Origin of the sequence: Ereboglobus sp. PH5-5, from assembly GCF_029504805.1 — a bacterium.
In the GTDB taxonomy this organism is placed as follows: domain Bacteria; phylum Verrucomicrobiota; class Verrucomicrobiia; order Opitutales; family Opitutaceae; genus Ereboglobus.
In genome coordinates, this window is the sequence record NZ_JAQFIT010000015.1 from 34289 (window position 1) to 59102 (window position 24814).

General features: G+C 60.1%; 27 protein-coding genes. 21 read left to right on the top strand and 6 right to left on the bottom strand.

Annotated elements, in window-relative coordinates; all coding sequences use genetic code 11:
- Positions 1–36: 36 nt before the first annotated feature.
- The 8 genes from M2103_RS10695 (at position 37) to M2103_RS10730 (ending at position 6164) form a co-directional block, all read left to right on the top strand.
- Complete coding sequence (locus tag M2103_RS10695) at positions 37–843, top strand: TatD family hydrolase (RefSeq protein WP_108824605.1); 807 nt, start codon at positions 37–39, stop codon at positions 841–843.
- Between the two features lie 22 nt (positions 844–865).
- Entirely contained in the window at positions 866–1240 is a 375-nt protein-coding gene (locus tag M2103_RS10700; protein WP_108824606.1) for a metallopeptidase family protein, read from the top strand.
- 67 nt (positions 1241–1307) lie between these two features.
- Positions 1308–1697, top strand: coding sequence for a hypothetical protein (locus M2103_RS10705; protein ID WP_108824607.1), 390 nt, complete (start codon positions 1308–1310; stop codon positions 1695–1697).
- Positions 1694–2617, top strand: coding sequence for a carboxylating nicotinate-nucleotide diphosphorylase (nadC, locus tag M2103_RS10710; RefSeq protein ID WP_277510496.1), 924 nt, complete (start codon positions 1694–1696; stop codon positions 2615–2617). Before M2103_RS10705 ends, nadC begins: the two co-directional genes overlap by 4 nt.
- A gap of 16 nt (positions 2618–2633) precedes the next feature.
- Positions 2634–3686, top strand: a complete 1053-nt coding sequence (locus M2103_RS10715) for a biotin--[acetyl-CoA-carboxylase] ligase (protein WP_277510497.1) — start codon at positions 2634–2636, stop codon at positions 3684–3686.
- Entirely contained in the window at positions 3683–4036 is a 354-nt protein-coding gene (locus M2103_RS10720) for a four helix bundle protein (RefSeq protein ID WP_277510498.1), read from the top strand. The genes M2103_RS10715 and M2103_RS10720 overlap by 4 nt, the downstream gene beginning before the upstream one ends.
- 96 nt (positions 4037–4132) lie before the next feature.
- Positions 4133–4912 carry a type III pantothenate kinase gene (locus M2103_RS10725; RefSeq protein WP_277510499.1) on the top strand — a complete coding sequence of 260 codons (780 nt, stop codon included), beginning with the start codon at positions 4133–4135 and terminating at the stop codon, positions 4910–4912.
- Positions 4905–6164: a helix-turn-helix domain-containing protein gene (locus M2103_RS10730; protein WP_277510501.1), complete on the top strand. Its 1260-nt coding sequence runs from the start codon at positions 4905–4907 to the stop codon at positions 6162–6164. The genes M2103_RS10725 and M2103_RS10730 overlap by 8 nt, the downstream gene beginning before the upstream one ends.
- A 72-nt stretch (positions 6165–6236) precedes the next feature.
- Here the strand turns inward: M2103_RS10730 and M2103_RS10735 are convergent, their stop codons facing one another.
- On the bottom strand, positions 6237–7358 hold the full coding sequence (locus tag M2103_RS10735) for a tetratricopeptide repeat protein (RefSeq protein ID WP_277510502.1): 1122 nt from the start codon (positions 7356–7358) through the stop codon (positions 6237–6239).
- A 285-nt stretch (positions 7359–7643) separates the two neighbouring features.
- The gene (locus M2103_RS10740; RefSeq protein WP_277510504.1) at positions 7644–8555 is read right to left on the bottom strand and encodes an archaemetzincin; all 912 of its coding nucleotides are present in this window, start codon (positions 8553–8555) and stop codon (positions 7644–7646) included.
- Positions 8556–8806: 251 nt separating this feature from the next.
- On the opposite strand from M2103_RS10740, the gene M2103_RS10745 reads away from it, so the two are divergent.
- Positions 8807–9451, top strand: a complete 645-nt coding sequence (locus M2103_RS10745; protein WP_277510505.1) for a YajG family lipoprotein — start codon at positions 8807–8809, stop codon at positions 9449–9451.
- Positions 9452–9475: 24 nt separating this feature from the next.
- Here the strand turns inward: M2103_RS10745 and M2103_RS10750 are convergent, their stop codons facing one another.
- Positions 9476–9895, bottom strand: a complete 420-nt coding sequence (locus M2103_RS10750) for a hypothetical protein (RefSeq protein WP_277510506.1) — start codon at positions 9893–9895, stop codon at positions 9476–9478.
- Between the two features lie 135 nt (positions 9896–10030).
- Here M2103_RS10750 and M2103_RS10755 point away from each other — a divergent pair, with 135 nt between their 5' ends.
- Positions 10031–10864, top strand: coding sequence for an ABC transporter ATP-binding protein (locus M2103_RS10755; RefSeq protein WP_277510507.1), 834 nt, complete (start codon positions 10031–10033; stop codon positions 10862–10864).
- 78 nt (positions 10865–10942) lie between these two features.
- Here M2103_RS10755 and M2103_RS10760 read toward each other — a convergent pair whose 3' ends face one another.
- Positions 10943–11623: a nucleoside 2-deoxyribosyltransferase gene (locus M2103_RS10760; protein ID WP_108824614.1), complete on the bottom strand. Its 681-nt coding sequence runs from the start codon at positions 11621–11623 to the stop codon at positions 10943–10945.
- Positions 11624–11771: 148 nt separating this feature from the next.
- On the opposite strand from M2103_RS10760, the gene ruvB reads away from it, so the two are divergent.
- Positions 11772–12818 (top strand): Holliday junction branch migration DNA helicase RuvB, encoded by a 1047-nt coding sequence (ruvB, locus tag M2103_RS10765; protein WP_277510509.1) that lies wholly within the window; start codon positions 11772–11774, stop codon positions 12816–12818.
- A gap of 30 nt (positions 12819–12848) precedes the next feature.
- Here the strand turns inward: ruvB and M2103_RS10770 are convergent, their stop codons facing one another.
- On the bottom strand, positions 12849–13820 hold the full coding sequence (locus M2103_RS10770) for a DNA polymerase III subunit delta' (protein ID WP_277510510.1): 972 nt from the start codon (positions 13818–13820) through the stop codon (positions 12849–12851).
- A gap of 61 nt (positions 13821–13881) precedes the next feature.
- Positions 13882–16119, bottom strand: a complete 2238-nt coding sequence (gene priA, locus M2103_RS10775; RefSeq protein ID WP_277510512.1) for a primosomal protein N' — start codon at positions 16117–16119, stop codon at positions 13882–13884.
- A gap of 119 nt (positions 16120–16238) precedes the next feature.
- Between priA and M2103_RS10780 the strand changes: the two genes are divergently transcribed.
- From M2103_RS10780 to M2103_RS10825, 10 genes are all read left to right on the top strand, one after another.
- Complete coding sequence (locus M2103_RS10780) at positions 16239–16709, top strand: transcriptional repressor (protein ID WP_277510513.1); 471 nt, start codon at positions 16239–16241, stop codon at positions 16707–16709.
- A gap of 42 nt (positions 16710–16751) precedes the next feature.
- Positions 16752–17138, top strand: a complete 387-nt coding sequence (locus tag M2103_RS10785; protein ID WP_277510514.1) for a hypothetical protein — start codon at positions 16752–16754, stop codon at positions 17136–17138.
- Between the two features lie 151 nt (positions 17139–17289).
- Positions 17290–18624: a sialidase family protein gene (locus tag M2103_RS10790; protein WP_277510515.1), complete on the top strand. Its 1335-nt coding sequence runs from the start codon at positions 17290–17292 to the stop codon at positions 18622–18624.
- A 276-nt stretch (positions 18625–18900) separates the two neighbouring features.
- Positions 18901–20697 carry a hypothetical protein gene (locus M2103_RS10795; protein WP_277510516.1) on the top strand — a complete coding sequence of 599 codons (1797 nt, stop codon included), beginning with the start codon at positions 18901–18903 and terminating at the stop codon, positions 20695–20697.
- Between the two features lie 345 nt (positions 20698–21042).
- Entirely contained in the window at positions 21043–21720 is a 678-nt protein-coding gene (locus M2103_RS10800; RefSeq protein ID WP_108824619.1) for a phosphate propanoyltransferase, read from the top strand.
- 210 nt (positions 21721–21930) lie between these two features.
- Positions 21931–22200 carry a BMC domain-containing protein gene (locus M2103_RS10805; protein WP_108824620.1) on the top strand — a complete coding sequence of 90 codons (270 nt, stop codon included), beginning with the start codon at positions 21931–21933 and terminating at the stop codon, positions 22198–22200.
- A 68-nt stretch (positions 22201–22268) separates the two neighbouring features.
- A complete protein-coding gene (locus M2103_RS10810) occupies positions 22269–22547 on the top strand; it encodes a BMC domain-containing protein (RefSeq protein WP_277510517.1) in 279 nt (92 codons plus the stop codon).
- Positions 22548–22666: 119 nt separating this feature from the next.
- Positions 22667–23878, top strand: a complete 1212-nt coding sequence (locus tag M2103_RS10815; RefSeq protein WP_277510518.1) for an acetate kinase — start codon at positions 22667–22669, stop codon at positions 23876–23878.
- A gap of 113 nt (positions 23879–23991) precedes the next feature.
- Positions 23992–24285, top strand: coding sequence for a BMC domain-containing protein (locus M2103_RS10820; protein ID WP_108824623.1), 294 nt, complete (start codon positions 23992–23994; stop codon positions 24283–24285).
- 187 nt (positions 24286–24472) lie between these two features.
- Entirely contained in the window at positions 24473–24772 is a 300-nt protein-coding gene (locus M2103_RS10825; RefSeq protein ID WP_108826439.1) for a EutN/CcmL family microcompartment protein, read from the top strand.
- Positions 24773–24814 lie beyond the last annotated feature (42 nt).

Below are 24814 nucleotides of genomic sequence, written 5' to 3' on the forward strand. Positions count from 1 at the left end.
CCGGCGTTTCCATCGGGTCGCCTGTTTTAAAAATCCATGCTCATCGACACGCACACACATCTCGAATCCTTCCACCGCAAGGGAACGCTTGACGCCGCGCTGGCGAACGCGCGCGAGGCCGGGCTTTCCGCCATGATCACCATCGGCACCTCGACCGACGACTGGGCGCTCTACCGTTCGCTCGCCGCCGCGCATCGCGGGTTTGTGCATTATTCGGCCGGGCTGCATCCGTGCTCGGTCGATGAGAACTGGGAGCGGGAGGTTTCGCAGATCGGGCAATTCTGGACGCGCCATGAAAACGATCCGCTTCCCGTCGCGCTCGGCGAGTGCGGGCTCGACCGCTTTCATCTTCCGAAAAACGACGAGGCGCTCGCCAACCGGATTTTCGCGTGGCAGCGCGCCGCGTTTGCCGCGCAGCTCGAAATCGCCCGCAGTCTTGCGTGCCCGGTCGTGATTCATTCGCGCGGCGCGTTTGACGAATGCGTGCGGATGATCGACGAAAGCGGCGTTGATTGGACTCGCGTGGTGTTTCACTGCTTTGTCGAGGGCGCGCCGCAAATGCGCGAGCTCATGCAACGCGGCGGGCGGGGCTCGTTCACCGGCGTGCTCACCTACAAGAGCGCGGAAATTGTGCGCGAAGCCGCGCGCGAGCAGGGGCTTTCGCGCTTCATGGTCGAGACGGACGCGCCCTATCTCACGCCCGAGCCGCACCGTGGAAAACCCAACGAGCCCGCCTTCGTGCGGCACACGGCGGAATACGCGGCGGGAAAAGTTTTCAACGTTTCCGCGGAGGAACTGGCCGGCGTGAGCACGCAAAACGCCCGCTCGTTTTTTGGCATTTGATGCTTTTTGATAAGATTGCCGCATGTCCCTATTCTCCAAACTCGTGGCCGAGGCCGAAAAAACCGTTGCGAAGGCGCAACGCAAGCTGCCGCCCGATGTCGCGAAGTATGCCGCCGATTTGCCGGTCGTGTATCACGACTGGCCTGGCGAGGAGATTTTGGACGACGAGTTTGAGCCGGACATCCTCGGCCTGTTCGTGGGCGATCCGCTCGGTGTCGAACCGGGGCTGGGCAATGTCGCGCCCGCCCAGGTGCTTTTGTTTTTGGAGAGCATCTATGATTACGCGGAGGGCGACATGGCGATTTTTCGCGACGAGGTGCGTCTCACCTATTTGCACGAACTCGGGCACTACCTCGGTTGGGACGAGGACGACCTCGAGGCGCGCGGACTGGAATGACCGCCCCGAAACCATTCCCACAAAAACACTGGAATCGCGCGCGCGCGCCCCGCATAGTGCGGTCACGATGAGCCATCATCCATCAACACAAGATTCGCCGCCGTCCGCGCCGCACGCCATTGAGGGCGTTTGGGTTGCCGTGCGCCTCGAATACGCCGGCGAGGCCGCGCCCGACATGGTGCTTGAAAAAACGGAAGTCATTTTTCGCAACGGCAACTACACCGTGCGCTTTGGCGGCGAGACGTCATTCGACGGCACATACTCGCTCACGGAAACACACATTCTCATTGAGGGCCGCCGCGCGTCCGACAAAAATTCGATGACCCTCCGCGGCATCTACCAGCTCGTCGGCAACCGCCTCCGCACCTGCCTCGGCATGGACGGCGTCGCCCCGGAAACCTTCGCGACCAAACCCGGCTCGCAACACTACCTCGGCACCTACCGCCGCATCTCATGAAACGCAACCGCACCGCCATCGCCCGCTCGCTCATCAAACGGCTCGCTTGGGACGAGCTCGACCCCGCGTATCTGCGCCGCCTGGTCGAAATCGCCCGCGACGAAGATCTCGCCGGACTCGGCCTGCGCGCCCGTCCGCGCAAAACCGGTGATCGTTCCACGGGCAGCATCGCCGCCGCGCCGCGCGCTGCCGCCGCAAATCTCGTCGCCCGCCAGGAGCTCGTCGCATGCGGACTTCCGCTCCTGCCCGTCATACTCGCCGCCTATGGCTCCGGCGTTTCCGTCCAGCTTCGCGCCAGGGACGGTAGCCGCATCCGCCCCGGCGGCACGCTCGCCACGCTCTCCGGCGATCCGCGCGCGCTCCTCGCCGCCGAACGCATCATCCTCAATTTTCTCCAGCGACTCTCCGGCGTCGCCACGCAAACCCGGCTCTATGCGGACGCCCTCGGCAAGTCGCGCACCCGGCTTTTGGACACGCGCAAAACCACGCCCGGCTACCGCATGCTCGAAAAATACGCAGTCGCTTGCGGGGGCGGCTGGAACCACCGGCTCGGCCTCTTCGACCGCGTCATGCTGAAGGACAACCACCTCGCGCTCCTCGGCTCCAACGACGGGCTCGCCGCCGCCGTCGCCCGCGCAAAGAAAACCGGCCTTCCCGTCGAAGTGGAAGTTGACCGTCTCGACCAAATCCCGCCCGTGCTCGACGCCGGCGCCGACGTCATCCTCCTCGACAACTTCACCCCCGCCATGCTCAAGCGTGCGGTCGCCCTTGTCGGCAGGCGCGCATTCACCGAGGCCAGTGGCGGCATCACCTTGAAAACACTTCCCAAACTCGCCGCGCTCGGACTCGACTTCGTATCCACCGGCGCGCTCGTCCACCAAAGCATCTGGGTCGATATCGGCCTCGATTGGAAAAGCTGAAAAAGCAATTCTCGCAATGCCCGGTCACAACCTTGAAACCAGCATCCTCCGCGCGCTTCTCGAAGACCGCGCGCGCTTCATTTCGGGCGAGCAGCTTGCCGAGAATCTCGGCATCACGCGCGTCGCGGTTTGGCAGCATCTGCAAAAACTCCGCGCCGAGGGATTCGATTTCGAGGCGATTCGCAACGTCGGCTACCGCATCGCGAGCCTTCCCGAGTCGCCCCATGCCGCGCTTCTGCGCATCCTAGTCGGCCCGCGCAAACACACGCCGGCCATCATCGTTCACGAAACGCTCGACAGCACCAACGACGAGGCCACGCGCCAGCTCGCCGCAAATTGCCCCGCGCCATTCATCGTGATTTCCCGCGCCCAAACCAAGGGACGCGGACGTTTCGGACGCCCCTGGCACAGCAGGGAAAACGGCAATCTTTACATCACCTTCGCCTTTCGTCCGCGCGCCACTCCTTCGCACATGCAAACCTTCACGCTCTGGATGGGCGTCAACATTTGCGATCTCGTCACGGCGCATGTGAAAAATACTCCCGGCATCAAATGGCCCAACGACCTTCTTTTCGGCACTCGCAAGGCCGGCGGCATGCTCACGGAGGCCCGCATCGATGCCGACCAGATACGCGACCTCATCTTCGGCCTCGGCCTTAACATCAACAGCGCGCCCGCCGGCTGGCCCGCCGAGCTTCGGCCCGTTGCGACTTCGCTCATTGAGCAAAACGACGGCGCCCCGCTCGACATGAACATCTTCACCGCCGCGCTCATCACGCGCATTCTCGACGCCTACGAGCAATTCATCGACGAACCCGAGGCCACGGCGGCGACCCTCGCCGCGCTTTGGAAAAAACACGATCTCCTGCGCGGCAAACCCATCACCATTCTCTCCGGCAACGAACGCCTCACCGGTATCGCCGGCGGCATCGACCCCGAAGGCTCGCTCATCCTGAAACCCGAATCCGGCCGCCCCCAAAAAGTCCGCGCCGGGGAAGTCACAATTGAGAAAAATTCCAAATCCCAATATCCAAATTCCAAAGAAATCCCAAAAAACAAAACCCCATGAAACCCCCGCCGGAAAATTTGGAAGCACGCACTGCCGAGTTTGCCGCAAACATCAGGTCGTTTGCGAGAAAACTTCCGCGAACCATTTCAAACATGGAGGACGTGAAACAGCTCGTCAGGGCGTCCGGCTCCGTTGCCGCCAATTGCATTGAAGCCAACGAATCCCTTGGTGAAAAAGACAAGCTGCTTCACTTTCAAATCAGCCGAAAAGAAGCCAAGGAATGCGGACTTTGGCTGCGACTTGTTCATATCGGTGAAGCCGCGGCGCTGGATAAGCAAAGAAATATTCTCGCGCAAGAATCTCATGAGCTGCGTTTCATTTTGTCCGCTATCATTAAAAAACTGGAATAGTCATTTTTGAGGTTTTGAATTTCGTGATTTGAGATTTTTTTGAAATTTGGGCGTTGGGATTTGGAATTTTTCATCAAGCTTACACACACACTGCAGATGTTATTTTGCATAGACATTGGCAACACCCACACGCACTACGGCGTCGTAGCCGAAGGCGACGGCGCGCGCGCGCAATACGACACGCCCACGCGCACCCTTGAGGACCCCGCCAGCGGCATCGGTCCGAAAATCGCCGATCTCCTCGCGCGCCAGCCCGGAATCATCGGGCTCGCTTACTGCTCCGTCGTTCCCGCCGCCACCGAGGCGCTCCGCCGCGTCCTCGCGCGCGACAAGTTTTCGCTTCCCGCGCTCCACCTCACGCACGACAAAAAACTCGGCGTCCCCATCACTTACCCGCGCCCGGGGGAAATCGGGCAGGATCGCCTCGCCAATGCCGCCGCCGCGCGCCTTCTCGGCGAGCTCCCCGCCGTCGTTATCGACATGGGCACGGCGGTCACATTCGACATCATCACCCGCGCGCACGGATACGAGGGCGGCATCATCGCCCCCGGCGTCGAGCTCATGCGCCGTTATCTCCACGAGCAAACCGCGCAACTCCCCCTCCTCGACGAATCAATCGACGTCACCCGCGCCGTCGGCCAGTCCACAATCGAGGCCATGCGCATCGGCACCGTGCTTGGTTTTGGTGGAATGATCCAGGCGCTCCTCGACACCGTGATCGCCGACCTTGCCAGGCGCGGCGAAACAAACCCGCGCATTTACAGCACCGGCGGTTCCGCCGCCCTCTTGCGCGACCGGCTCAAAACTCCCTTCGAGGTTGTCCCCGATCTCACGCTCCGCGGCCTCGCGGCCGCGTGGAAACTCAACCATGAATAAGACAAGAGGCCAGAGTGCCGGAGACCAGAAAACCAGGGGCCAAACCTCCGGCCTCCCTCCTCTTTTCCCCGGCATCCTCACCCAGGTGGCGTTTGAAAAACTTGCAGCCCGCTACAAGCGCGCGCACGGTCTCGATCTCGCCGCCATCGACTCCGCCGGCAAGGTTCTCGCCGGTCGTATCCATTGCACGGATACAAAAACCGCCCGCGCCGCCGGTCCCTCAGCCCTTCAGCCTTTCAGTCATTCAGCCTTTTTCAACCAGGCGCTCGAGGAAACTCTCCGCTGGGGCGAGCCCTGCATCATGTGCTGCCCTTGTGGAAACGCGCTCTGGGCCGTGCCCGTGATGCGCAACCAGCAAACGCTCGGCGGGCTTCTCGTTGCCGGCGTCCCCCTTGAGCCCGACGGCTCCGCCGGCGAGCTTGACCGCAGCCTGCTCTCGGCCAGTCACGGCCTCCTCAATCTTGCCGCGCGGGAAAACCTCACCAACACCGCGCTCCTTGAGCAAAACCGCCTTGCGGCGCGCCGCGAGTCGGGTCGCGCCGAGGCCCTGCACGATCTCAAGGAACGCCTCTACGACGAAATCCGCAGCGCCTATCTTCACGAGGAACCCGCGCTCCTCGCCGCCATCCAGCGCGGCGAGCGCGCCGAGGCGCGCGGCATCATCAACCGCATACTCACGGCCATCTACGCGCGCGGCGCCGGACGTCGCAGCCTGCTCAAAACCCTCTCGCTCGAACTCGTCGTCATGATGGCCCGCGCCGCGGTGCAAGCCGGCGCCGAACCCGAAAAAGTCCTCGGCCTCAACTACCGTTCGCTCACCGAGCTCGCCGACGTGCATTCACAGGAGGACCTTTCGCGCTGGCTCTGCGACATGCTCGAGCAGCTCATCGACGCGATGGGCGCGCCCGCCGCGCACCCCAACGCCGTGCAGCTCGCCCGCGCCGTCGCCCACATCGAGCAACACTACGCCAACGACCTCACACGCGACGAAGTTGCCCGCGCCGCCGGTCTTTCCCCCGGGCATTTTTCGCACCTCATGCGCGAGCACGCCGGGGCCACCTTTACCGGGCTGCTCCTCCGCATCCGCCTCGACAACGCCCGCCGCCGCCTCGCCCGTGAAAACGCCCCTGTCGCCGAAATCGCCCAATCCTGCGGTTTCAGCGACCAAAGTTATTTCACCCGCGTCTTCAAAAAAGCCTTCAGTGAAACCCCCGCCGCCTACCGCCAGCGCACCCGTGGCGCGGTTTTGTAGCACAGTTGCCAGCCCTCGGGGCTGGGGATGATTGACGCGACCAGAGGCTTCGTCCTACAAAAACCTTAAAATCTAGCGAACGGTTATCCCGGCTTGGATTTGTTTGGCGTTTTGCCGAGCTTGCTTGATCGATTTTTTAGGAAGGTCTTTCTCAAGCCTTTTGATAAGGGCATTAGCCTTGGCTTCAAGTGAGTCAGTGAGTTCTTTTTGGTTCGCTTTGACTGTATAAAGCCAGGCGAGCGCTTCGACCTCATCCTTGTCGATGCCTTCGCCATCATAGTATGCAACGGCAAGCTGAAACTGCGCTTCTCCATGACCTTGTGCGGCAGCCTTTTGATACAATTTGAACGCTGCGGGCAGATCCTTGGGTGTGCCCGCACCATGGTAATGCATGGTGGCAAGGTTGTATTGTCCCTTGGAGTCGCCTTGTTCAGCCGCCTTTTGAAACCACTTGACTGCAGCAGGGAGGTTTTGGGGTGTTCCTTCGCCAGCGCGATACATAAGCGCGAGGCTGTGTTGCGCCCACGCATTTCCTTGTTCAGCTGCCTTTTGATACCATTTGAACGCGGACGGGAGATCTTTTGATGTGCCTTGCCCCATTTTATACATGTAGGCGAGGTTGTATTGAGCGTTTACATGCCCCTGTTCAGCCGCAGTTTGGAAGTATTTGAATGCGGTGGATATGTCCTTGGGCGTGCCTCGCATTAAATGCGCAAGGCCAAGATTGTATTGTTCTTTTGCGTCCGACTTTTTTTCTGGTTCATCCAGCGCCTTTTCAACCGCCTCGGAAAGCGCATTCCATTTGGTTTTTAGCTCTTCGGAGTCTTGAAAAAGCGCCCTATACGCCGTCAAAAGCTCCTTCGTTTTTTTGTAATCTTTTTTGAAGTAATAATTTTCCACTATCAGCATGTATATCTGTGGATTGAGTTTTTCTTTTTTAATATATATATTTTCTGCAATTTTTAAGGTCTCAATTGAATCATCAAATTTTGCCTGTCCTCTTTGGACAATGGCGAGCAACACAAGCGCCTGCTCATTCTCGGGGTTATCCTTAAGCTCAAGTTCAAGCTCGGAGATGACTTGGTTTGCCGCAGACGGCCCTTTTGCATAAAGCTCGAGAGCCTTGTCGAAATGTCGTCCTGCAAACGCAAGCGGGCTGAGAAATGTGAATAATATCAATATATATTTTTTCATCTTTTGAAATGGGTATAAAAAAGCGAAAGGACGTTCGCGTCGCTGTTTCTAATTTTTAGAAACGCTTAGTGATGCTGTAAAAAACAGTTGAACGGTCAATCGAGATTCATCGTTTGCCAAAACGGATAGTGCAATCTGCGCAATGGGCGCGACATTGAGTGGAAGACTGGCGGAAGCCCCGCGCTGTCGAAAACCTCGCAACACGGCGTGCCGATGATGTTTTGCCCCGCCCTATGGCGTTATGAAACGCCGCCCGCCACTCCGGTTTCGCTCATCTTGCAATTGTCACTTCACCTTCGCCAATTGCCTTTTCACCCATTCCGCTTCGTCGGTCATGTCGTGCTTGCGATAAACGGCCTCCAGTTTGCGGTAGCGTTTCACGGGGTCAAAGCGGATCACCTCGCGCAGTTTTCGGAGGCAGATTATGCACGCATGCTGTGGCTGCCGGTCCGCCTCGGCCAACGTGTTCGAGCCGTTTATCAGGCATTGATAATAAACGCAGTGCCACAATCCAAACATGTGGGCGATCTCATGCGCGAGTGTGTGACAGCTTCGCCACAACATCCGCTTTCCGAAGTCCGCCGGACGTCCCGTCATTCCGATGCCGAGGAACGCGGGATCATGCCTCGCGAAACTGAACACGCCCACGCGTTCCCTCAGTGACGCCTGCCCGAACACAAAATTCCACGACGCCTGCGGATACAAATCAGTCATTGTCACCCCGATCATGCAGTAGGCGTCCTTTGGCAGCAATTCGCGCAAAAACGCCATGATGCTTCCCGTGAGAATCTGCCGTTTCCCGCTGTATTTGTTGATGCGCGGCGAGAACAACTCCTCCGCAGGCTCGAAAACCGGAAGCACTCGCACCTCCATTTGAAAAAACACCGCCGCATATTCGCGCAACGCCTCCAGCGACGGGCTCGCTTCCTCCTCGAATTTTCCGATCGGAAAAAGATAAATCACGCGGCGCGCGTTGTCGGGCCGGTTGGCGTTGCTCCGCTTGTAATCCGGAAAAGTTTGCCCGCGTTCCTTGTGGCGCGACAGCCAGTCACTCGGCCCCGGCTTTGCAATAACCTCAAAGTCCGCATCCGCCGCGAGCAGTTTTCGAAACGGTTCGGACTCGTCCGAAACATCACCCAGCGCTCGTGCGCGCGCCTCCTCCGACGGCGCGACAAATTCCGCGCCGCATGTTTTCACTGGCAAAACTATCAGGGCCAAAACAACGCACAGGCGCAGGGGTATGTTCATGTTTCGCATGAAACTGTTTTTTTCCGGGAAATAAAGCGCAATGGACTGCCTGAAAAAACATCGCCGCATCCATGTTGTTGATTGCTCCTCTTTGGGACCCGATATTGCGGGTATGTGTTGAAGCGCACTTGACGCTATCAGCTTGTGGAGAGCATAAATTCATGCGCGATCTAAACTCCAACAAATCCCACCTCCATATTATGAGAAAGTGCCTCATTGTCTTGTTACTCACCAGCGTAGCCCTGCTCAGCGGCTGTGTTACCGGTCGGCGTTCGGTTTCCCTTGGCGTTCCTCAGGTCACTCCGGGGGCCGTTGACAGGGGTGCCATCCAGATCACTTCGGTTGCGGACAATCGCGAATTTCAAAACAACCCGCTTGATGCGTCAGTGCCCTCAATCAACGGCGATGTCTCGACCATGACGCCCGAACAAAAATCAAAAATGATCGGACGCCAGCGCAACGGTTTTGGAAAAGCGATGGGCGACATCGCCCTGGCCAACAACGAATCCGTCCCACAGCGCGCCCAGGCCCTTGTCGAGGCCGCGCTCAAAAAACGCGGTTATAAAATCGCAACCGATGGCTCCGCGCCCGTGACCGCGTCGGTTTCGGTCGATGAATTTTGGGCGTGGTTCACGCCGGGAATGTGGACGATTTCCTTCGAGGCCAAAGTCGTCTGCACGATTACGCTCACAAGGGCGGGCTCGCCCGCAAGCGTCACCATACGCGGCCATGGTATGAACAAGGGCCAGGTTGCAAGTGATGAAAACTGGCAGCGCGCCTATGATCGCGCCTTTGCGGATTTCCTCGAGAAGTTCGACAAGGAACTCGACACCACGCCATTCTGACGCGCGATCAGATCGCCCGTGTTTTTATCTTAGCAGCGTGATCTCGCGTCGCGCGGCGGCGATCCGCTCGTCGATTCCCGCGCCGGGAAATTTTTCCGCCGTCAACTCCAGCAACTGCCGCGCATACTGCCACGCGCCGCGCGCCAGCGCCTGTTGCTCCTTGTAAACATACACCCGCGCCATTTCCGACAGCAGGTCGGCTTGCAGCAGGCATTTTGCGCGCGCCTCGTCCGCCGCCTCGCCTAATGTCAGCGCGCGAAACTGCTCCTCCGGCGCGAGTCCCATGAACAACGCCGCCTTGCGCCCGAACAAGCGTTCCTGCGCCTGCAGGATCGCCATCATCGCGTCATCAGGCCGCTCCGCCTCGCGCAGCCGCACAACTTGCGAAAGAAATTCCCGCAGTTGGTCGAGAAGCCGCAAAATATAATCGCGCTGGAGGCTCATGCAAAAAACGTATCCCAAATGAAACGCCCGCTGCCAAGCCGCATTGTGCGCGGCCGCAATCCCCCGCCATGCGCCCTCCCTGTTCGCTCCGCGCTTGGCACGCCGCGCCGCCCTGTGTTTCATGTTTTGTTTCACATGAAAAAGCCCGCCGCCACGCCCGCGAAAAACGCGCCCATCCTCGACGTCTCCGGCCTGCGCCTTGAGCGCGGGCAAACCGTCATTCTCGACGATATAACATGGCGCGTCGCGCGCGGACAGCACTGGGTTATCCTCGGCCCCAACGGTTGCGGCAAAACTTCGCTGCTGCGCGCGCTCACCGGATACATCTCGCCCACCGCGGGCGACGTTTCCGTGCTCGGCCACACCTACGGCGAGTGCGACTGGCGCGACCTGCGCCTGCAAATCGGCATTGTCACCACCTCGCTCCAAGCCTCGATTCCGCCCGCCGAGCCCGCCATCGAAACCGTGATCAGCGGCAAATACGCGCAGCTTGACCTTTGGATAAAAAACACCCGCGCCGACGAGACCGCCGCGCTCAAGCTTCTCCGCTTCGCCGGCATCGGGCACCTTGCGCGCCGCGAATGGCTCCACCTTTCGCAGGGCGAGCGCCAGCGCATCCTCATCGCGCGCGCGCTCATGGCCAACCCGCGCCTGCTCATCCTCGACGAGCCCTGCTCCGGGCTCGACCCCGTGGCGCGCGAACACTTTCTCGCTTTCATCGAAAAGCTCGCCCGCCGGCGCGCCTGCCCGGCGCTCGTCCTTGTCACGCATCACGTCGAGGAAATCACACCCGCCATCACGCACGCGCTCGTGCTTCGCGCCGGAAAAATCGTCGCGCAAGGCCCGCTCGCCACGGCGCTCACCGGCAAAACGCTTTCCGCCTCATTCGACTCGCCCATCCGCCTCACCCGGCGCGCAAACCGCCTCGGGTTGCAATTCGCCGGACGCGGAAAGAACAGCGTGTTTTAAAACCGCCGTGCCGGCGGCCGGCATGAATCGGCCCGGAACGGCTTGTGTTAAAATTTGTGGCGCGGCGTTTTTTGCCGCTCACAACAGGTCGCGGTCGATTTTGTTTTCGAGGATGCGGCTTATGTGTTTGCGCAGCACCTTTTCCTTGCCCTTGAAACCGGGCATGAGCGCGAGCCAGCTGTAAACTTCCTCGCACAAATGTTTCGGCATGCGCGGTTTTGTTTTGATCGCGCGGTCGAGCGCGCGCACGCACGCCTGCGCGATTTGCTCGCACATCAACTGCGCGTAAACCGAGCTGTGCTGCCCCGCGAGCCGCACGATCTCGTCGATCGCCGCGATGCGCCGGCGTTTCATCGACGTTTTGTAAAGGCCGGGGCTGTCGACAACCACCTTTACGGTGCGCGGGAAAAATCCGGCCATCGCCGTCCATGCGTCGCCGCGCGTGTCACTGCGCAAAACGACGGCGGGAATGTCCGCAAACTTCGCGATCATGAACGCGGCGAGCGTGTCCGAATCGACCGCGGTTCCCTCGAAATTAAAAAGCGCGAGGTCGCACTCGAGCAGCTCCTTGATGTCGCGGTCGCGGGCCGCGCGGCTCGATGATTTTCCGTGCTCGATGTTTTGCGGGAGCACGCACAAAAACCGCCCGTGCGACTTTTCATAAATCGCCTCCGCGAGATACGCGTTTCCAATGAGGTGTTTCTGGGAAAAGAGCTCGCCGGAAAAATAAACCGTGTGGTGCTTCTGCTTGTGTTTCATTCCGTGGTGTAATGCGAAACACGTAGCGAAATCGCGGCGAAATCCAATGGAAAACGCAGGGTCGGGATTCGGGCGCCGCGCCGCGGGCGAAAACCCGCCGGCATCATTTCGCTCGTCACGTTTCCGTTTTCGACTTCTGTTTTGTCCCATGGCTTCCGCTCCCGAACCCAACAAAGGCCTCGGCTATATCAGCAACGCGCTCACCGCGCCGGTGACGGCGGCGGAGTCGGCGTTGCGCCCGTTGTCGTTCGATGATTTTGCGGGCCAGCCGAAAACCGTGGAGCGGTTGAAGGTGATGACGGATGCCGCTCGCCGGCGGGGCGATCCGCTCAACCATATTTTGATCAGCGGGCCCCCGGGTCTGGGCAAGACGACGCTGTGTTTCATCCTCGGGCACGAGATGGGGAAAAATGTGCGCGTGACCTCCGGCCCCGTTGTCGAGAAGGCGGGCGACCTGGCGGGGCTGCTCACCAATTTGGAGGAGGGCGACATTTTGTTCATCGACGAAATTCACCGCATCCCGAAGGCGGTCGAGGAGTATTTGTATTCGGCGATGGAGGACTTCCGTCTCGACATCATGATCGACCAGGGGCCGAACGCGCGCAGCGTGCGCCTGTCGATTCCGAAGTTCACGCTTGTGGGCGCGACGACGCGCGCGGGTCTGCTCACCGCGCCGCTGCGCTCGCGTTTCACGCTGCAAACGCGGCTCGATTATTACGGCGTGCCCACGCTCACCGGAATCATCAAGCGCAGTTGCGGCCTGTTGGGCGTGCGCATTGAGGAAACCGGCGCGAGGGAAATCGCGATGCGCTGCCGCGGCACGCCGCGCGTGGCGAACAACCTGATCAACTTCGTGCGCGACTATGCGCAGGAGCGAACCAAGACCGGCGTGATCACGCGCGAGGTCGCGGCGGCGGCGCTGGAACTGCTCGAAATCGACGCGACCGGCCTCGACGAAATGGACAAGCGCATGTTGCGCATCATCGCGGAGAACTATCGCGGCGGCCCGGTCGGCATGAGCACGATCGCAGTCGCCGTGGGCGAGGAATCCGAAACGCTCGAGGAAGTGCACGAGCCGTTTCTAATCCAGGAAGGCTACCTGCAGCGCACGCCGCAGGGCCGTATGATCACGCCGAAAGGTTATCACGCGATCGGTTTGAAGGCGGCGGTTGGCGCGCAGGACGAGTTGTTGTAGAACAAGGCGCGCCGCCGGGCGCGCTCCCGCTTATTTCGCCGTCGTCCAGATGCGCAGGGATGAAAGCAGAAAACTTTCCAGCGCGGCGGATTCGTTCATGTTCACCCGCAGGAGGCCGGTGGCGTGCTCGAGCTTGGCAACGGCCTCGGTGAGCGCGCGGCTTGCCTTGGGGTTTTCGGCAACGATTGCCGGCACGGCAAAGTCGCGCGTGGCCTGTTCGATTTCGATGAAAAGACGCGTGCGCAGGTCGTTGGCGATGCCGGTTTCAATGGCGATTTGCTCGGCCTCGCCGATGTCCGCGGGGAGATTCTCCTTTTGTTTTTTCCAAATCTCGTCGGTTGCGAATTCGAGAATCACGCCGAAGCGCGAGACCAATCCATAGACGGTGAAGATGCTGTCGGCGACATCGCGCCTTTCCATTTTGGGGCCGGCAAGACGCGCGAGCCACGCCTTGTAGTCGGCGAGCCACGCGCCCCAGCCGTCGGGCGAATAGGCGGCGGGGATGCTCGGGAAGCGGAAGTTGAGGCAGCGGCTGCGGATCGTGGGAAGCAGCGAATAGGGGCGCGTGGTGAGGAGAATGATCGTGGTGTTGGCGGGCGGCTCCTCGAGCGTTTTCAGGAAGATGTTTGCCGAGGCGGGGTTCATGCGGTCGCACTCGTAAATGATGGCGGTTTTCTTGACCGAAACATTTGGCGAAACCTGCACTTTTCCGATGAGCGCGCGCGTGGCGTCGGCGCCGATCTGGCGGACTTTTCCCGCGGGGCGCAGCGTGAAACAATCCGGATGGTTCGCGGGCGCAAAATAGGCGGAGGAGGCGTGTGTGTTGAGAATGCGGTCGGCGGTGCAATCGGCGATGCTGGCGAGGATTTCGATGTCGTCACCGGAAAGGAGCAGGCTGTGCGAGAGGCGTCCGGTCTGGATGGCCTGCTCGATCACGGCGATCGACGGTGAGTCGGCGAGCGCGGCGGGCCATTGGGTTTTGGGTGCGATGACATCGGACATGAGTGAAATTAAGAATTAAAAATTAAGAATTAAGAAAGCAGAAAGACTCGCGGCGGCCCGGCTACATCAGGCTCACCGGATCGACGTCGAGCACTTGGATCATGTCGTCGGGCCAGGCAAAATCCTGGCGCAATTTCGCGATCTCCGCCACGACTTTTGTCACTTGCGCCGTGAAATACCAGAGTTGGTAGCGGTATTCGTCCTTTATCTTTTCAATTGGCGAGGGCGCGGGGCCGCGCAGCTCGACTTTGTCGCCGAGAGTCTGCTCGATTTTTCGTGCCCATTGCTCGGCGAAAAACTGCAGCTTTTCGGGATTCGGCCCGCGAAACACATGCTGGATCAGGTGCCGGTAGGGAGGGTAGAGGAATTGTTCGCGCATCCTTAACTCGCCCGCCGCGAATCCGGCGAAGTCCGCGTGGCGCGAAAACTGGATTGCCTCGGACTGCGGTGTGAAGGTCTGCACAACCACCTCGCCCGCGCGGTCTCCGCGCCCGGCGCGCCCGGCCACCTGCACGAGAAGCTGGAATGTGCGCTCGTTCGCGCGGAAGTCCGGCACGTGCATCGAGATGTCCGCGTCGACCAGGCCGACGAGCGTGACGTTCGGGAAATCGAGCCCCTTGCCGATCATCTGCGTGCCCACGAGCACGTCGATCTTGCCCGAGCGGAATTGAGCGAGCACCTCGCGAAAACGGTTTTTGCGCGACATTGTGTCCGTATCCATTCTTTCAATACGAGCATGCGGAAGCACATGGCGCACGGCCTCCTCGACGCGCTGCGTGCCGAGGCCGCGCCAGCGGATTTTGAGCGAGCCGCATTTCGGGCAGCGAAGGGGCGCGGGGCGTTCCGCGCCGCAAAGATGGCAGCGCAGTTGCTCGTCGTGGCGGTGATACGTCATCGCGATGCTGCAATGCTCGCACGCCTCGACGTGTCCGCACTCGGAGCAAAGCATGCTCGATGAATAGCCGCGGCGGTTGATGAAGAGGATCGTCTGCTCGCGCTTCTCGAATCGATCCCGCATCGCGCCCACGAGCTGGCGCGAGAGCGTGGTCATGCCGCGCGTGCGCATGATCTCGATGCGCATGTCGACGATGTCGATGTCGGGCAGCTTGCGCGAGTCGATGCGCCGCGGGAGTTGCAGCAGGCGGTAGCGCCCGTTTTGCGCGTTGAAAAATGACTCGAGCGACGGCGTCGCGGAGCCGAGCAGGCAGTGCGCGCCGGCGAGCTTGGCGCGCATCACCGCGACATCGCGTCCGTGGTAGCGCGGTGTCTCGTCCTGCTTGTAGGCGGGCTCGTGCTCCTCGTCCACGACGATGAGCCGCAGGTTTTGCACGGGTGCAAAAATCGCCGAGCGCGCGCCGACCACGATGCGCTTCTCGCCCGTCGCCAGCGCGAGCCAGCCGTCGAGCCGCTCGCCGTCGGAGAGGTGGCTGTGCCAGACCACCGCGCCGTGGTGCGGGATGAGCGCGTTGAGCCGTCCGCGCAGGCGCGCCACGGTTTGCGGCGTGAGCGCGACCTCGGGCACGAGAAAAATCACGCCGCCGCCCGCCTCGAGCACGTCGTGGATCGCGTGCAGGTAAATCTCCGTCTTGCCCGAGCCGGTGACGCCGTGCAGCAGCGACACGCCGAATTTCCCCTCTCGCAACGATGCCGCGAGCGCATCGGACGCCGCGCGCTGCTCGTCGTTGAGCGCGGGAGGATGCGCGGCGACGATTTCGCCGGCGGCCCAGTCGTCGTCGTAGGCGATGCGCTCGACGCGGCGCTCCTCCTCGCGAATAATGCCGCGTTTGACGAGCGCGTTGGAAACCGCGGCGGTGATGCCGAGGCGCGAAAGCACGAGCGACTTGCGCTGCGGCTTGAATTGCTGCGCGAGAAACGCGTAGAGCTTGGCCTGCTGCGGCGCGCGGCGGTTGAGTGTTTCGAGCTCCGGCACGTCGAGCCGGCGAACGAGCGCGAGTTGTTTTTCGGTTTTCAGCCCCGCGCCGTTGCGCACGGAGGCGGGCAGCATCGTTTCGATGATCGCGTCGAGGCCGCACGCGTAGTAGGCGGCCATCCAGCGCGCGAGCGAAAGCAGGTCGGGCGTCAGCGCGGGGAAGGGGTGCAGCAATTGCGTGACGTTCTTGAGCTTGCTCACCGGGAAATCGTCGGGCGCGCCGATCATGCCGACGATGCCCAGGTGCATGCGGTTGACAATCGGCACGCGCACCAGCGAGCCGACTTGCATGTGCGCGCGCAGCCCCTCCGGCACCTGGTAGTGGAGGAGCTTGTCGAAGCCTGCGAGCGGATGGACGCCAACGATCATTTTGCGCAATTGGTGAGCGCCCATGACGGCGGGTGCGCGGGCCCGGCGCAAACTTTTTGGCGCGGGCGCGCAAGCGCGGTGGCTTGACACCTCACCGCCGCGCTTCGACATTACTCTTCGTGAGCAACGACGCCGCACGCGAAAAATTCAAAATCTACCTCTCGAAAAAGGGTCATCGAGTGACCAATCAGCGACTCGCCATCTTCGAGGCCGCTTTTGCGCGCACGGAACACTTCACCGCCGAGGAACTGCTTGATTACGCGCGTGACATCGACGACTCCGTTTCGCGCGCCACCGTTTACCGCACGCTCCCAATCATGATCGAAAGCGCGCTCGTGCGCGAGGTCGACATCGGCAAAAACCTGAAATACTACCTGCCCAACAGCGACGACAACACGCAAGTCGCGCAGGTGATCTGCGTTGATTGCGACCGTATTTTTGAGGTCAAGGCGCCCTTCATGGAATGGTATGGCAGCACCGTCTCGTCGAAGCTCGGCCTCACACCCTGCTCGCAACGCCTCCAAGTCAGCGCGCAATGCGACTCGTTCCGCAAGACAGGCGATTGCAAAAATCGCCCGCAGAAACGCTGACCCGCGGACCATCCCGCGCTGGAAGGGAGAGCCAGACCGCCCATGTCACGCAAATCGGAAGACGACCTGCCCTTTGTGATCTCCTTCTACGAGTCGATCCTGCGCCGCGACCCGCAATACGACTCGGTCATCGAAATCCTCGGCAGCCTTTACACAAAAACCGGGCGCATCGCCGACGGGCTAAAAATGGATCGCAAACTCGTGCGCATTCGTCCCGAAGACTCCACCGCGCGCTACAACCTCGCATGCAGTCTTGCGCTCTCGCACAAGTTTGAGGACGCCCTCCAAACGCTTTCCGAGGCCATCTCGCTCGGTTACAGCGATGCCGACTGGATGGCCAAGGACGACGATTTGAAATGTTTCAACAACCACGCCGCATTCAAGGAGCTGATCGAGCTCGCGCGAAAAAACCGCCTCCAAAACGGATGATGAACAATGCGCGGCGGTTTTTGAAAAAGGTCGCTTCCCCATGCAAATTCGTGCTCCATCGTGACTGCCTCGTTTCCCTGTTTGCCCCGGCTTCGGCGTCCGTTTTTTATCAACCGCCACCCCTCCTCAGTATAACAACCCGCCCAAAAACATGTGCGCACACATATCCGCCGCCCGCCTGATGATCGTCTCGTTCCTGCTTTGCCTGGCCGCGTCGTCCGCGCACGCCCAAAAGGAGGCGAAAACAGAAAAGCCGGAACCTCCCAATTACAGCATTGCCGAGCTGCGCCAGATCGCCGACCTCGCGCTGGTGCCGCCCGTCATCAACACCGCCCCGCTGCCGCGTTACGACATGTCCACGCAGGATTATGTGATGACGCTCACGACCGAGCGCACCCCGAAAGGCCGCATCTGGGCCGCGTGGATCGGCGGCGAGGACGGCCCCAAGGCGTTTCTTCTGGCGGCAAGCAGCGACGACAACGGCGAGACATGGACCAAGCCGCGCCTTGTCATCGACGGCCATTCGCCCGGCCTGCCCATCCCCCGCTCGGTGATAATCGGCAACTTCTGGACCGACCCGCTGGGGCGGCTCTGGTTGTTTTTCGACCAGTCGATGAGCCATTTCGACGGACGCGCCGGCCTTTGGGCGACCCTCTGCGAAAATCCCGACGCCGAAAATCCAACATGGTCGCCGCCCAAGCGCATCGCAAACGGCGCCATGTTGAACAAGCCGACCATGCTCTCCTCGGGCGAATGGCTGCTGCCCGCCTACCTTTTGCAGCGCGACGGCTACGGCCCCTACAAACCGCGCGTTTTCCCCGAGCTCGACCCGCAACGCGGCGTGAACGTGCTCGCGTCCACCGACCAGGGCAAAACATGGGAGCCGCGCGGCATCATCAAATTCCCCAATCCGAGCTGGCACGAGGCGATGATTGTGGAAAAGAAAAACAAACAACTCTGGATGATGACGCGCACATCGAAGGGCATCATGGAAAGTTTCTCCGACGACAAGGGCCGCACTTGGACCGAGCCCGCCTTCACCGCCGCCAACATACAAAACACCAGCGCCCGCTTCTTCTTCCGCCGCCTGGCCTCGGGCAACCTGCTGCTCATCAAAAACGGCTCCGACCTTCACAAAGCCGACACGAAGGAGGACGGCGGGCGCCGGCGCAAGCTCAGCGCATGGCTTTCCGACGACGACGGCGTCACATGGAAGGGCGGCCTGCTCGTCGAGGATCGCGCCGAGAAACGCGCCACCTATCCCGACGGCTTCCAAGCGCCCGACGGCACGATCTTCATAACCTATGACTACAACCGCGGCCCCGGCCAAATCCTCATGGCTCGTTTCACCGAGGCCGACATCCTCGCCGGCAAACTCGTCAGCCCGCAGTCAAAATTAAAAATGCCCGTCACCAAGCCCGGAAAAAAAGTGCCGAAGAAAAAGAAACCACCAGCGGCAAAAACAAAAGCCGCTACCCTCCCCTGAGCGCCTCCGAAATCACAAGACGCGAACACACCCGTTTTGCGATTTCCGCGTCGCCGCCCGCTCGTCACTCACCGGCGCATGCCGCCTTTCACCAGCACCGCGACAGAATCGTTCTGATAACTCACCGCATTATCCTGTATGAATTTTTTCAAAAAATTGTTTGGCGGGAAATCCCCCCGTCAAACCGGCCCGGCCAAGGAACCCGGTCCCGCCGGGACTCCGCCATCGCAGGCAGCCGCCTCCGGCTCATCATCAGATCCGTCAAAAGATCCTAACATGATTCGTGTCCACGATGCATACGGGCGTGAGTTGTTCATAACAAAACAGGCTTGGCGCGACTCGGTTCTCATTGGAAACCTCGAGAAGCTCAAAAACCAACCGGATGAGCTTGCCTCCATGATCATTATGGCGCTGCAAGACGGTTTTTATGCGGAAGTGCTTCCCTACGCAAAACATCTCGCGACCACAGACACGAACCACGAGCGCGGCCATATGTTGCATGCCGTCACCCTGCTCCAACTCAAGGAATACTCGAAAGCGGAAACAGTTATTGCGGCATTTATCCGCACTCACGGGGAGACTGGCACGGCGTTGACCAACCTGGCCAAGGTTCACGCGGGACGCAACGACAACGACCGCATGATCGAAACCCTTTGGCGAGGCCTCACGCTCGACCCCAATCAAGAAAACGGCCTTCTTTGGTATGAGTCCATTTTTAGGGAAAAAGGAGGCGATGCAGCCGGCAACAAAGCCTTCGAAAAAGTCGCCGCGCTGCCCGGCTCCTGGCGCTCGCAACTCTGGCTCGCCCGCAACTGCCTCAAACAACAAAACCTTTCCGACGCGCTTTCCCTATACGCCAAAGCCATCGCAAACGCCCCCGCTCCGGTGCCCGCCGATTTACTGCAACAAATAAGCGGCGACCTCGGGCAACACGGCCACCTCCCCGAAATACTCCAGCTCACTTTGCCCCATTTCAACGCGCGGCATCATGGTATCGTTGTTGGAAACAATCTCATAAAGGCTCATTTTGATCTCGGCCAACTCGACGCGGCTCAAAACATTCTTAACGCACTCTACGAACTCAAGCGCCCCGATTGGAGCCGAACCCTTTCCTTTTGGGACAATGAAATCGCAAAAATGCGCGTCTCCATCGCCGATAAAATAGATCCCGCCCGCATTGAGTTGACCTTGCTCTCCATCGAGGGTCCCGTCTGGCTTCCCGCCAGAATTTCCCCGCTGGAAATCTTCCAGCCCAAGCGTGCCGACGCTCCTGTCATCGCATTGCTCGGCGGCAGCGTCGAATCCGACGCTCTCAAAGCATCCGACCAACCTCAACTCAGCAACGAGGCGGGCCGCCTCAGTCGCGCAATCCCCCTCTACTTGGCGGAGCGAGTTGAGTTTTTCACGACCTCAACCACCCGCACCCTTGTCCCTTACATCACAAGCCCTAACCCGGCCTTTGCGCTCATGGGAAGCCCCATGCCGGATGGGGACGCGGCGCAACACGCCCGCAACAACCCGCGTCCCGCCGATTACGCAATCATAACACACATTATCCACAACATCTCTCCGTGGCTGATCACCCTGCGCTTGATACGCACCATTGACACTCGGTGTCTTTTTGAAACCAGCGTCCAATATGCATCCTCAACAATTGGCGCCGCCATCGGGGAACTGGAAGCCAAACTCCTCTCGTTTCTACCAAAGGAAACCGATATTGCGCATGCCACTCCGCCGCCTTCCTACCAGACAGTTCCGGCATCCTCGGTGCCCGGGTATTTATCATGCAGCGAACAGCTCCTCGCCATTCGGGCCGCCGCCACCCACAAAGAAACACGCACTCTCCATGGAGAGCGGGACATCCTGATGAACCAATTGCTGCTCTGCGCCCAACTCCCCCTCCACACAACCCCACGGCTCATCCTTTCCCAATCGCTCATAAAACTAAAGGAAATGAGCCCCAACATCGTTGCCGAATTCAAAGAGCGCGTGGCCACCCTGGAAAAAGAAAAGCCCCTGCCCGCGACTGAACAGCCCATACTAAGCCGGATATTCAGTGAAATTTTTTCCTGATCACTCCCGCCTCAAAACGCGGCCTTGGGATTTTCGAAAACGCGAAACCGCCACTCAATCCCCTCGGGCGGGAAGCCGCCGCCGCGTGCGCCCCCGCCGGCGATTGGTTTCCAATAAAGCCAATTTTTCGGGAAAATCGTGTATTGTTTGTTTCGAGTGTGAAATATACGGACTGAAAACACCCTTCGCCCCGAAAAAACACCGCGTTTCCCTGAAATTATATGATTGACTTGCGTCATAAATGAAAAAGTGTGTGCCCCTCTTTTCTTACAAAACAGCCCCAATTTTCACGGCATTCCACTTTTCCAATACTGTAATCCACGTCCGACATCCCGCATTTCACCCATGTCTCTCGCGCCTCCAGCTCCCCATCGCGCCACCATCGAACACCAGGTTCGCCGCGCGCTTTATGAGCGGCTCGGACAACCGATGCCCAAGACCGTCCGCGCGCCCAATCCGCTTCTCGTAAACGTCTCCGCGCGCCATTGCCACCTCACCCCGCAGGCGGTCGAAATCCTTTTCGGCAAGGGCCACACGCTCACGCCGATGAAGTGGCTGTATCAAAAGGACCAATACGCCGCCAAGGAGGCCGTCACGCTCATCGGTCCGCGCTCGCGCGTCATCTCGAATCTCCGCATCCTCGGCCCGTGCCGCGATCTCAACCAGGTCGAGCTCGCATTCACCGACGCCATCTCGCTCGGCTTTGAAATTCCCGTCCGCAACTCCGGCAGCATCAAGGACACGCCCGGCTGCATGTTGATGGGGCCCGCCGGATTTCTCGAATTGCCCGTCGGCGTGATTCGCGCCGCGCCGCACGTGCACATGCACCCGGACGACGCCGCGTTTTACCGCGTCAAAAACGGCGATTATATGAAACTCCGCGTCGGCGGCGATTGCGGCGTCACCTTTGACCGCATGTTCGTGCGCGTCTCGCCTGATTTCAAACTCGAGGTCCACATCGACACTGACGAAGCCAACGGCTGCGGCCTCGGGCCGAACACGCCGTGCGAGTTGCTGAAGTGAGACAACCGCAGATAAACACAGATAAACGCAGATAAAAAACCCAAAAACCATTTTTTCAAAAAAACAAAAACACCCGGCACAAAGAAGTGAACCTCCCGAATCTGATTCCTAATCTGTGTTCATCTGCGTCCATCTGCGGTTAAAAAGATTTTTCCCAAACCACTGAAACCATCAACCACAACCCAAACCTAAAACAACACACACAATCCCATGAGCGAATCTCTCGGAATGATTGAAACCAAAGGCTACGTCGGCGCGGTCCAGGCCAGCGACGCGATGGTCAAGGCGGCGGGCGTTACGCTCGTCAAGCAAGTGCAAATTGGCGGTGGCCTTGTCACCGTTCTCGTCAAGGGCGACGTCGGCAGCGTAAAAGCCGCCGTGGACGCCGGAGCCGACGCCGCGAAACAAGTCGGCGAGCTCGTCTGCGCCCACGTCATCGCCCGTCCCCACGCCGAACTCCTCAAGCAATTCGGCATCTGAAGCGCGCGAACCACGACGCCAACAACAACAAACTCTAAACACCAAACCCTAAACTCATTTTTATCACCATGGCTCAAGAAGCACTCGGCATGATTGAAACAAAGGGATTCTGCACGCTCGTCGAAGCTACGGACGCCGCCCTCAAAGCCGCCAACGTCACCATGACCGGTTACGAGGCGATCGGCTCCGGCCACGTCGCGGCATTCTTCCGCGGCGACGTCGCGGCCCTCAAGGCCGCCATCGACGCCGGCGCTGAATCCGCCCGCCGCGTCGGCGACATCGTCGCCGTCCAGGTCATCCCGCGCCCCCACGAGGACATCGGCGCGCTCGGCAAGTGGATTGCGTGAAGTAATTTTCGATTTTCGATTCTCGATTTTCGATTGCGCGCTCCCGCGCGTGATCGAAATCGGGGTGGGCGCGATAGCTCCCAATCGAAAATCGAAAATCCCAAATCGAAAATTCCGCCATGAACGTTCTCGTCGCCAACCTCGGATCGACCTCGTTTAAATACCGCCTCTACGCCATCGACGGCGCGGAAGCGCGCATGCTCGCGCGCGGTGGCTTTGAGCGAGTCACCGATCACGGCGCGGTCATTGACCAGGCGATGAACGAGCTCGCCGCGGCCGGTCACAAGACAATCGACGCCGTCGGTTTCAAAACCGTGCTCGGCGGCGACATCACCGGCTGCCTCCTCGCCGACGAAAAGGTCGAGCAGGCGCTCCTCGCCACCGCCGACCTCGCGCCCGCGCACAATCCGCCCTACGCCGCGGGCATTCGCACATTTCGCGAACGCCTGCCCGCAGTGCCGCGCGTCGCGCTCTTCGAGACGGCGTTCTATCAATGGGTGCCGCCCAGCGCGCACCGCTACGCCGTTCCCGAGGCGTGGTATCAAGCCGGCATTCGCCGTTACGGTTTCCACGGGGCGAGCCATAAGTTTGTCGCCGAACGCAGCGCCGAGCTTCTCGGCCGCGACGACATCGCCCAAAAAGTTCGCGACCTCTACATCGCCGGCCCGCAATCCTCTGGCACTCTGGCCTCTGGCCTTCTGGCTTCTGGTCTCCGCGTGATTTCCTGCCACTTGGGCGGATCGAGTTCCGTGACCGGTATTCACGACGGCGTTGCCATTGGCACCAGCATGGGACTTAGCCCGCAGTCCGGCCTTCCGCAAAACAACCGCGTCGGCGATCTCGACTCCGGCGCGATTCCCTGCGCGATGCGCCGCCTCAAACTCTCGCTCGATGATGTCGAAAAACAACTCACCAAGGAATCCGGACTGCTCGGCATTTCCGGCGTGAGCAACGACGTGCGCGACATCAAGGCCGCCGCCGACAAAGGCGACGCCCGCGCCCAACTCGCGCTCGATGTATTCATACATTCGATACGCCACTGGGTGGGCGCCTTCTGGCTTGAAATGGGCGGTTGCGACGCGCTCGTTTTCACCGCCGGCATCGGCGAAAACAATTCCTGGCTCCGCGCCGCCGTGTGCGAAAACCTCACCGGGCTCGGCCTCGTGCTCGACCCCGCGAAAAACGCCGCCAACGCCACCGAGCAAAACCTCGCCGCCGCCGATTCGCGCACCCAAGTGCTCGTCATCCCCGCCAACGAGGAACTTGTCGTCGCCCGCGAAACTGCCCGGCTTTTGCAAGCAAAAGCCGGAAGAGTGAATGGTGAAGGGTGAATGGTGAAAACAAACCTAAGACAACCCGCCACAGTTCTCCTGACTCCTATATTCTGACTCCTGACTCCTTTTTTTCTTCAACCACAACAATCAACCAACCAACAAAAAACATCATGGCACAATCCGCCCTTGGACTCCTCGAAACCCGTGGCCTCACCGCGCTCGTCGCCGGTGTGGACGCGATGCTCAAATCCGCCAACGTCAAGCTCGCCGGCCCGATGAAACAGGTCGGCAACGCGCTCGTCACCGCCGTTGTCACCGGTGATGTCGCCGCCGTCAAAGCCGCCGTTGAAGCCGGCGCCGACGCCGCGCGCACCTACGGCGAAGTCGTCAGCGTGCAAGTCATTGCCCGCCCCCACGAAGACGTCGCCACCGTGCTCCCGAAGGCAGCAACCGCGAAAAAGTGATTTTTCGCGGTAAATTCCAATAACCAATACTCAAATTCCAAAGGAACCGCCGCGCGCAAACCGCGCGCCACCTTCTTTGGAATTTGGAAATTGAAAATTGGAATTTTTTTGGAATTTGGCCGCTGGAATTTGGAATTTTTCCACTGTCATTTTCACGAACAACAGCAACCCAAACGCCCACCGCACCATGTTTCTCGCACGCGTCATAGGCTCAGTGGTCTCGACCAAAAAGGACGACACCATGAAAGGCCGCAAACTCCTCGTGCTTCGCCCGGTATTTCCCGACGAGGCAAACCCGACCAAACTCAAACCCGGCGGCAGCACAGTGGTGGCGGTTGACGCCCTCGGCGCGGGCGCGGGCGACCTCGTGCTCTTTTGCCAGGGCAGCTCCGCGCGCATGACCACCGGCATGAAAACGCTTCCCATCGACGCCGCCATAGTCGGCCTCGTCGACACTGTCGAGGTGCTCGGCAAAAACGCGGCGTGATATTCCGCCGATCGTCGAACGGCTCATTTTCCCCTCCGGCAA